The organism is Pseudoalteromonas rubra (assembly GCF_004212645.1).
GTDB classification, from domain to species: Bacteria; Pseudomonadota; Gammaproteobacteria; order Enterobacterales; family Alteromonadaceae; genus Pseudoalteromonas; species Pseudoalteromonas rubra_G.
Map to the genome: position 1 here is coordinate 1 of NZ_PPUZ01000114.1, position 10129 is coordinate 10129.

At 47.0% G+C, this 10129-nt stretch carries 7 protein-coding genes and 1 rRNA gene; 3 read left to right on the plus strand and 5 right to left on the minus strand.

The features are described 5' to 3' along the window. Positions 1–357: 357 nt before the first annotated feature. Positions 358–1101 carry a hypothetical protein gene (locus C3B51_RS22480; RefSeq protein WP_130246457.1) on the plus strand — a complete coding sequence of 248 codons (744 nt, stop codon included), beginning with the start codon at positions 358–360 and terminating at the stop codon, positions 1099–1101. Between the two features lie 110 nt (positions 1102–1211). Here the strand turns inward: C3B51_RS22480 and C3B51_RS22485 are convergent, their stop codons facing one another. The 3 genes from C3B51_RS22485 to C3B51_RS22495 all read right to left on the minus strand — a co-directional run bounded on the left by C3B51_RS22485 (position 1212) and on the right by C3B51_RS22495 (position 4306). After that, positions 1212–2240 carry a nuclear transport factor 2 family protein gene (locus C3B51_RS22485; RefSeq protein WP_240701958.1) on the minus strand — a complete coding sequence of 343 codons (1029 nt, stop codon included), beginning with the start codon at positions 2238–2240 and terminating at the stop codon, positions 1212–1214. 160 nt (positions 2241–2400) lie between these two features. Further along, entirely contained in the window at positions 2401–3429 is a 1029-nt protein-coding gene (locus C3B51_RS22490; protein ID WP_130246459.1) for a helix-turn-helix domain-containing protein, read from the minus strand. Between the two features lie 88 nt (positions 3430–3517). Beyond that, entirely contained in the window at positions 3518–4306 is a 789-nt protein-coding gene (locus tag C3B51_RS22495) for an MBL fold metallo-hydrolase (protein ID WP_130246460.1), read from the minus strand. A 187-nt stretch (positions 4307–4493) separates the two neighbouring features. Between C3B51_RS22495 and C3B51_RS22500 the strand changes: the two genes are divergently transcribed. Both C3B51_RS22500 and C3B51_RS22505 read left to right on the plus strand, forming a co-directional pair. Beyond that, positions 4494–5306, plus strand: coding sequence for an alpha/beta hydrolase (locus C3B51_RS22500; protein ID WP_125717684.1), 813 nt, complete (start codon positions 4494–4496; stop codon positions 5304–5306). Positions 5307–5449: 143 nt separating this feature from the next. Further along, positions 5450–6529: an esterase-like activity of phytase family protein gene (locus C3B51_RS22505; RefSeq protein ID WP_130246461.1), complete on the plus strand. Its 1080-nt coding sequence runs from the start codon at positions 5450–5452 to the stop codon at positions 6527–6529. 90 nt (positions 6530–6619) lie between these two features. Here the strand turns inward: C3B51_RS22505 and C3B51_RS22510 are convergent, their stop codons facing one another. Beyond that, positions 6620–9124: a GH92 family glycosyl hydrolase gene (locus tag C3B51_RS22510; RefSeq protein WP_130246462.1), complete on the minus strand. Its 2505-nt coding sequence runs from the start codon at positions 9122–9124 to the stop codon at positions 6620–6622. A gap of 755 nt (positions 9125–9879) precedes the next feature. After that, positions 9880–9994: ribosomal RNA gene (rrf, locus tag C3B51_RS22520) — 5S ribosomal RNA — on the minus strand. Positions 9995–10129: the final 135 nt, after the last annotated feature.

The following is a 10129-nucleotide window of genomic DNA, read 5'->3' on the forward strand; positions in this document are numbered from 1 at the left end:
CTGTTCAATTTGACGGAGCAAACATAACGCTAACGGTGTTAAAAATTTCTCATTTAGAACAACTAAATAGCTAAATTTTTGCCTGGTTATCGACTATATTTTCTCGCCTCAAAATAGAACACTTAATTAAGCAAATTGGTATTATCAGAGCTCTCAAACCTGCAAAGTTCGGGAACACGCAACCAAGCCTTTAAGTAAGAATATATAATTAGAAAAGTATAAAAATAAAATAACAAAGGGTTGTTTTGGCACGCATACTGCTAAAGAACGGCAACTGCCAAGTCAGGCAGCAACTATCCGGGGTGCTCTGTCTAAGGCATCGCGGCATATTCATTTTTTACTAAGGAGTAGCGTAAAATGAAACAACTTTTACTTTCCACCGCCCTTGTGGCCTATGGCGCTTTTAGCTTTTCTGCACAGGCCGGCGAATTAGACCCTCAGCTACAAGCCAAACTTGACCAGGCGCAGTTCCTGTACGACCACGGATACTATCAGGAAGCACTAAAACACATTCAGTGGCTGTTTAACAATGGTATTGCGACAGATTATGACTTTGCCCCACACCAGGTGAGTATCATTACTTGGTGGGCAGCAATGCGAGACCACCATGAGAGCGCCAGAATTAGTTATGATCGCGCCGTGAAAGACACCATCACTCAGCTCAAGCGTGCGCCTCATAACTGCGCCGCATTTGATAATGTTGAAGTGATGATGGAAAACAAGCATGCACTCGAAGACTTCGTCACTGTGTTAGAAAACGAAACAACAGAGCACCCGCAGATCTGGCAACGCTGCTGGGATTACAGTACCTCTTTGATAGCAGTTGAGCAGACATCCAAACCGCTAATCGATGCCTATCTGGTAGACCTGTCTGACCACTTTAAAGCCGAGTTTATCCCCGTTATTGATGGGCTATACTCACAGTGCGATGACGATGTTGACTATCGAGAACCCTGCCAGGACAGTGTTATTGAGTATCTTACTGGTGTGTCGACCTCTTTCAGACACGCAGCCATGACCCACTATGGCTTGCACGAAGCCGGTCAAATTGGTGGTTTGACTGTGCAGCTGCGATTAAAGTGGCAAGCGCAGAATAACTAACCGGACAACTGAATGTAGAGGCAATTATTTGCCTCTACTTTGAGAGCGACAGTTTTCCCTGTTCACGCCTTCCTCGGCCCATTCACCTGCCCGTTGTTACATGCACCGCATCATATTTTCTCTAATACAGCAATCATGGCTTGGGCAACCGCCACGGAAGATAAATAGTTTTGTCCGGTGATCAACCTACCATCCACTTCGACAAACGCGGTATTGCGCTCACCATGCAAAAACATCCCGCCCCGCGCTTTGACTTGCTCACCAATTAAAAACGGAAATTCTTTAAAGTAAGCGGCATCCTGGCGCTCAAATGACTCGGGATAACCGCTCACCCGCTTGTTGGCCAGCAGGTACTCTCCAGATTTAAGCTTTAAGTTAACAATACCAGCAGTGCCATGACACACCGTGGAAATAATCCCCTTATTCTGCTCATAAACCTGCATAGCAATCGCCTGGATCTGCGGATGCTCTGCCACTTCGTACATGGCATTGCTTCCCCCAACATAATGCACGGCATGATACTGTGAGGCGTCGACTTGCTCGGGCATCAGACTGTGGCCAATAGCATACATAAACACAGGATCGTACAGATAGTGTTTATGAATGGGCATGGAGGTATTGATATAAGACAGGCTCAGCGCACCACCTCGGGTACTCATAAAATCGACCTCATAGCCAGCTTTGATAAAAGTATCATAGGCATAGACAAGTTCTGAAAAGCTGGTGCCTGCGGGCAAGTCGCTGTCACCATGAAAGCTGGCACTGGAAGCAATAAACAAGATTTTCTTATCTTTATACTGGGTGCTCTGCTGTGTCGCCGTTTTGCTGACGATTTGCCATTTTCCGGCAATGCGTTTAAGCAAAACGTGATCGATGAAAGCCTGATAAGGCGCTGAGACGGCAATTTTTAGCCGCGCTGTGGCAATATCGCCATCGATTTTTAGGGAAAGAATTTTCCCCCGTCGCTGCTTTGCAGGCTTAGTGGCAAACCAGCTGCTGTATTGACTGGCCGTAACTGTCCAGAACGGCTTAGTATCGTGAGAAAGTAGCAACTGGGCTTGCGGGTGAAATGCATCTTTAATGCGCGCGGGCTCACCCATTTGTGTCCCCTGAAGATAGTCATTTAGGGCACGTATCACCCCGCTCTCGTCGGCATGGGCGTGCCCCCTGTGCATCAAACAAAATAAAATCAAGATCGTCTTAAGACAAATTCTCATGGTGTGTCTCCGGTTAACTTAAAGTCACCTCACCATAAAACATAACCTTAAAAAACAAGCTCCTGGATTATAATTTGGGTGTTCAGGATGATAATTTAGCAGTGTTGCTTGCCCTGAACTGACTGGGGGTCTGGCCGCTGTATTTCTTAAACGCCGTGTAAAATGTTGAGCTGGCATTAAAGCCACACAACTCAGCCACGTGGTCCATGGTCAGGTTCTGCTGCTGGCATAACAATCCCTGAGCGTACTCGACTCGGTAGCGGTTCAGGTATTGATTAAAGTTACAGCTATAATGCTGATTTAAAAATTGAGATAGTTTGGTATGACTTACCCCTAAGCGTCGAGCCAGCCTGGGTAAAGACATGTCGGGATCGGTAAACAGGCGCTCTTCATCCAGCAAGTGCGTTAATTTTGCCGACAGCTCATGGCTTTGCTGATCTGAAATACGCTGCGCTGCATATTTTACTTTTGCTTTGCCTGCACCGGAGTAAACCACCACACTCAGGTAGAGCACCATAGAAAATGACAAAGCCCCCATAATATAGGAGGTGTAGGCCGCGGTATAATAGGCAAGCCAGACTAACCATCCACCACCCAGCACCACCAGTGGCATATCGCGCCAGGCCAGACGACTTGGTGTGGACCAAAGCGCAACAAGTTTATTCCTGCAAACCCAGCTTGCAGCTAACAAATATCCGAGCCAGACATAACTTGATCCCCGATATATCCAGCTTTGCCAAAGTTCCAGATGGCTGCGATAGGGATATAAAAAACCTATCAGTGCGACCACAAATACCCAGACAGCAAAATGCCAGGGTAGCATCACACGGTATTTATCCGGGTTTTGGGCCCGAAAACAAAAGGAAAAAAGACTTGGTCCAATCAAACAGCAGGCGCTTAACCCGAGCTGTAAAATGTCTTTGCTGAGCCCCGGGCTGAAATAAAACGCGACCGATTTGCCAATCCGAACACTCAGCATAAGTAACAACAAAGACAGCCAGGGCGCCCCGGTTATCGCTTGTCGTTTATGATAGATCCAGATGGCAAGCAAAACCCCGTTAAACGCGCCAAGGGAGGCAAAAAAGAACAAAAAGTAGCGTGAAAATTCCATGGTTTTATTGATTGGTCACAGGCGCTGTCACTATCGCACATCAACCCGATAACGCCAAGGCTCGGCGTTTAGCGTTCGTATATTGCAACTACAGCAACTCATGCTCAATCACCTGAAGCGTCCTCTGCACAAAGCGCTCATAGGCTTTACTTGGCAAAAATGGCGATTTACCTTGCGGGTTAAAACGCGCGACCAGCTCAACGGCCCTTTTATCTGCCATGATTTGTTCCACACTTAACCCTTGTTTACTGAGCGTTCTCACCATGTTCACCCAGTCAAGGGGGTTTTGTCTGAACGCACGCAGTGAGGTTTTATTGGCGGCTTCACCATGACCCGGCACCACCAGGCTCTGCTCATCCCCTAAGCTTAAAATCGTCTCTATCGCCAGGTTAAACCCAGCCACTCCGCCAGCATAAAAAGTAGGATGCCAGCTGGTATCAAACACATCCCCAACAAAAATGATATTACCCGGCTTATAATAGTAAATGTTATCGGTGCCGGTATGAGACTTCACCACCCGGTGAGTAATATCAAACCGGTTAATTGCGCCCGTCACAAGTTGCGCACCCCGACTGGCAAAAAAGGCATTGCCACCAGTATGATCTGCGTGAGCGTGCGTATTAATAATATGCGTGACAGGTTTGCGGTAAATTGTCTGAATGGTTTTTTCCAATTCAGCCAGATATGGCTCACCTGGCATAGGATCGATTAACACCAAGCCATCGGGGGTATCGAACAGTCCAATATTAGTACCGTAGTCTTTCCCGCTGAGAATATGCACATGCTGCGACACTGCCTGAACCTGAATATTGGCACTGAACGCAGCACCGCTCAGTAAAATTAGCGCTGTAGCAAATAGCGTTTTGAACAATTTCATGCGCAATCCTTGTTATTTTATTTTGATAAACACAATACGTTGTACAGAAAATAAATCAATGGCTCTCTCGCCTTGGTGAAATTTAGGCTGTATATCACGCGACTAACAAGCTTTACCACACTTCCCTTTGCGTAAGATTAAAATAGGGTTAACATTTGTTTTTATTCAGACAAAGGAAAGTTCCCTGATGACTCGAGCACTCTTAATATTAATTGGCTCTATGTTCTGCTCAGTAGCGTTTGCAAAAAGTGAGGTACATTCAGAGCCGATGCAGTTTGCCAGCACCTTGACGTTTAAATCTCAAATACTGCAACAAAGCCGCTCGGTAAACGTGTATTTACCAGCGGGGTATCACGAGAATACACAGCAAAAGTACCCGGTTATATACTTGCTGGACGGCTCAAAAGACGAAGACTTTATCCACATTGCCGGGCTGGTTCAGTTTGCAAACTTTCCTTGGCTGAATATTCTGCCACCCAGCATAGTTGTTGGCATCAGTAATCAGGACAGAAAACACGACTTTACAACGTTGAGCAACAACGCGCTCGATAAACGCGACTTGCCAACACAGGGCGGCGCCAAATCATTTATTGCGTTTATAGAAAAAGAATTGCGACCGCTAGTCGAGCAACGTTATCGCACCAGTCAGTCAAGTACGCTGATAGGCCAGTCTCTGGGTGGGCTACTAGCCAGCGAAATTCTGTTTCATCACACAACTTTGTTTGACCACTATGTGATTATCAGCCCCAGTTTATGGTGGGACGACGAATCACTGCTCGCCAAACCTTTCAGTCCCTCGGGTTTACCAAAATCCGTCTACATTGCCGTTGGCAAAGAAGGTAAGGTTATGGAGCGCGTTGCAAAGCAACTTTATGACAAAATCGCCCCCCAACTTGAAGATAAAGCTCAGTTACATTTTCGCTATTTCGAAGAGCTCGATCACGGAGATACTTTACACCTGGCTGTGTATGATGCGTTTAAACAGATCCAGTACCAATAAAACACTGCCGTTACGCACACCAAGTCACAGGCACCAAAATTAAGCCATGCATGACCGTAATGTGTTTTTATCGACTTTGTGATGCAAACTTCATATTACCTGCGTATATTGGACTGTCCTGAATTTTTGAAGTAAAGATCTTTATGCGCAGTTGTCTATTTTTAACCTTACTGGCTCCTTTTTTCGCCAACTCAGGCCCTATGCAGCTTGAGTTTTTAGATGAATTTATTGTTCCTGCTGATTTGCGTGTCAATGGCGACAAAGTCGGCGGTTTGTCCAGCATTGAATATACCGATGGCCGCTATTTGCTCATCGCCGATGACTCTAAAAAACCCCGCTACTTTGAAGCCAATATTGCGATTAAAAATCAGAAAATTGAACAGGTTGAATTCACAAAATCGCTGCCGCTGATAAACAGAAAAACCGACTCAGTTGTAGTTGACCCCGAGAGCCTCAGGATGGCCCCCAACGGGAAAGACATCATATGGACCAGTGAAGGCAGCATTAAGTATCACCAAGCGCCAGCCATTTTTATGCATACCGAACAAGGACAGGTTAGCTTTACACTGCCTGAGATGTTCAACATCAGTAAAGCATCCGGACCCAGACACAATGCTGTCTTCGAAGGACTCACCGTGGCACATTCCGGCCAAGGCATTTGGGTATCTGCCGAAGGCGCACTAAAGCAAGATGGTGAGGAGTCCAACATTGAACACGGCAGCATGGTGCGTATCTCTTATTTTGATTTTGCCTCGAAACGCATGCAAAAGCAGTTTGCCTATTACCTCGAGCCTATGGTCAACCGCCCACAAGCAAAACCAGATGCATTTCGCACCACCGGTTTGGTGGAGATATTGCAGCTAAATGAGTACCAGTTTCTTGCCATGGAGCGTTCATATACCTCGGGGATTGCCGACGGAGGCAATGATGTCAGCATTTATCTTGTTGATATGAAAGAGGCAACCGACACAAGCAAAATGGCTTCACTAAAACAGCAGCATTTTCGCCCTGCCAGTAAAACTCTGCTGTTGAACATGGCCACCGTCAAGGAACAACTGGGCTCCAAACATATTGATAATCTGGAGGGCATGACCTTGGGTCCTAAGCTTGCCAATGGCAATCCGAGCTTGCTGATGGTGTCGGATGATAATTTTAACGTGCACGGCAAACAGCTGAGTCAGGTCCTGCTGTTCGAGGTGAAAACACCCGCGCCTGGCCAATAATCTCTGAGTAAGGTTTGACACAAAAAGCCCCGACAGTCAGTCGGGGCATTACAAACAGCTCAGGGTTTGAAACCCTTACAACCTATACCATTACTGCGTTGCAGGCCCATAACTGGGCGGTCGATTTTCCACAGCACTGCCAAATGCTTTGTTTGGCGTTTCACTTAGGGTAAAGTCCAGCGTAACCGGTTCATTGATGTAGGTTTCATCAATCCAGCTGTTCAAGGTGGCTTCACCGTTTACCTTCAGCGCATTGATGTAAATGTGCTCGGCAGAAGCCTGCGGTGCGTTCAATGTTAAATTACCTATGCTCGCGCGTTTAAACTGAGGGCTGGACAACACCAGATCTGCACGGCCGGGATATTTGGGGTAAATCCCCAGACTACTGAATACATACCAGGAAGACATCTGACCCAAATCATCCTGACCCGGGATCCCATCCGGCGCATCCAACCAAAGCTGCTTCATAGTTTCACGTACCGTTTGCTGTGTTTTGTAAGCTTCACCGGTGTGCAGATACATCCACGGAGACAGAATAGACGGCTGGTTAGATACATCAGCAAATTCAGCCGAGTCGCGATACAACACCCAGCTGCCATCCGCTTTTCTAAAATGGCTATCCAATCTCTGACTCATTGCCTTTTCACCTCCCAGAACTTTTGCCAAGCTAGCGCCATCATGAGGGATCATCCATAAATACTGCGCCGGACTGCCCTCAACAAATAGGTGACCAGAAAACGGATCAAATTCGTCTTTCCAGCTGCCGTCTTTGTTGCGCCCCTGAATATAGCCTAACGACTCGGTGGCAGACGGATTATAGATATTGCGCCAGAACCCGGCTTCGTTCACAAAACGAGCAGCATCGCCCTGCTTGCCCAGGCGCGCAGCCAGCTGAGACAATGAAAAGTAGCTGGATGCCTGCTCAAGGGTTTCTGACGCACCTTCCCAGCTGTTCGACTGGTCTGAGATATATCCAAGTGTCTGCCATTGATCTAACGACGGCTTTTGCCCGCGACAAAACACCGGACAGCCAGTCGCAGATAAATCAAACTCGTTAGGCTCAGTCGCGGCTTTACGCAAAGACTGATACGCCCCGCTCACATCGAAGTCATCTGCACCAAATGCCACAAAATTCGCAATCGCTATCGTTGCAGGGTCGCCACTCATCACGCCCGTTGCCCCAGCATTATGCGTCCAGCGATCCCAGACCCCATTATACTGGCTCGCCTGATTAAATAAGGACTGGGCAATATCGCTACCGCGCTTTTTATCCAACAGAGCAACCAGTTGCAGCTGTGAGCGGTAAACGTCCCAGCCAGAAAAGTTAGCATACTGGTGTGTTTGAGTGCCTTTTACAGTATGAACTTGCTGATCGAACCCTATATACTGACCATTCAGATCGGAAAAAATATTGGGATGATACAGACTATGATATAAGGCGGTATAGAAAACTCTGAGTTTGCTGGTGTCGTCTGATTCCACTTTCACCCTAGACAACTCCTGCTCCCAGGCCGCCTGCGCCCCCTTGCGCACTTCTGCAAAGTTCTGCCCAGCCTGTTCTTTTTTAAGGTTCTCCCTGGCATTATCCAGACTTACATAAGAGATACCAACGCGCATTTGCACGGTTTCACCTGCATCCAAATCCAGATCGACCCAAACACCTGAGCCTTTACCGATATCCGGCCAACCGTTATCGCCGTACCCCATTCCACCTTTTGCCGAATCTTGCCCTTTTAATACTTCACCGTCTTTCCAGGCGCCTGAGCCTGAAATGGGTTTATCGAGCTTGGCAACAAAATGCAGCGTGTAGTAGTCCCTTTGGTTGTGCTCGCCCAGATAACCGCAAAAGTTGCCAGAGGTCACATAACCGGTTACCTCACCCTTTTTCGCATCGACCTTAACATAAGCGTCGCCACTGCCTAATTGAGAGTAAGACGTCCTGAATAGCAACTTAGCGTTGTCTGCTTGTTCATAAGTAAAGTTTGCGATCCCCGTACGGGTGGTTGCCGCAAGCTCAACGTTTACCCCATTGTCTAATCCAACCTGATAATAGCCCGGTATAGCGGTTTCATTGTCATGACTAAACCCGGCACTGAAATAGCCATTAATGGGATCGGTTGCGGGAGAAAAGGTTACATCTTTGGTAAATGGCATCACAGGAATATCGCCGGATGCCCCCAGGCAACCAGTCCCGGATAAACGCGTAAAGGAAAAGCCCTTTACACGGCTGGCCTGATAATTATAACCACCCGGAGAGACAGGTACGCGTTTTTTCTCTTGCAGAATTTTTTTCGAGATCCCCTCTGACTCTGCCAAAAGATCTTCTGTATAAGCATGCTCAGGACCAAAGTTAAACATGCCAAATGGCACCAGCGCCCCCGGCGTCACATTACCGGCTTGCCTGTGATTAAACGGCCCCTGAGTACCGATCAAGGGATCGACATAAGACACAACATCAGTAACATAGTTTGATGATGCAGAAACTGACACATCAGTATGTTGATTTTGCGCGCTAGGCGCCTGCCCACAGGCAGTTAAAATGGCTGATGACAGAGAAACTAAAGCCAGATGCCTGGCGACTTTGTTTTGATTCATTATTGATTTCCACCCAAATGGATCGTTCCAATTTGTTGTATTAATGATTTGGATCACCGGATACAATGCCCTCTTTTCGGTACTTGTACAATTTTAATGCGCCGGTTTTAAGGTTGTAAGCGATAACCTGCATTAATAAGTGCAAAGTACAATGACAGCGAGCAACGCGAGTACATTTACTTTGCGCAAGGTGAAATAAGCCATTTTAGAGAACGCAGACCTATTCCACCACCCAACCCAGCTTCATGGATGAATAGGCGATGCTATTCTATCTACAGCTCATCAGCACTTTCTTAATCGCACATAGCAAAAAACCCGCTGCATTACTGCAGCGGGTTAATAATAAGGCCCTGGCGATGTCCTACATTCACATGGACGAAATGAGACCGAAGCACCGCTTCGCAGCTCATTGAGATGAGCGCATGGATGCGCGATGGGACCCAGCTTCATGGATGAATAGACAACACAGCTCTTTCTACAACTTTTTAAATCGCACATAGCAAAAAACCCGCTGCATTGCTGCAACGGGTTTCTTTTATTAGGAGCTTGGCAATGTCCTACTTTCACATGGACGAAATGAGACCGAAGCAACGCTTCGCAGCTCATTGAGATGAGCGCATGGATGCGCGATGGGACCCAGCTTCATGGATGAATAGGCGATGCTATTCTATCTACAGCTACAGCTCATCAGCACTTTCTTAATCGCACATAGCAAAAAACCCGCTGCATTGCTGCAACGGGTTTCTCTTATAAGGCCCTGGCGATGTCCTACTTTCACATGGGAAACCCCACACTATCATCGGCGCTATTTCGTTTCACTACTGAGTTCGGCATGGAGTCAGGTGGTTCCAAAATGCTATTTTCACCAGGAAATTCTTTTCGTGCAAATGGTTAATGACATCGCGCTGTTTGCGAGCATTTCATTTGCGCAAGGTGAATTGATTTATCGATTATCGCTGCACTGAGGCAGAGGGTGTCACCTTACTTAAAATCTGGAAAAGCGTA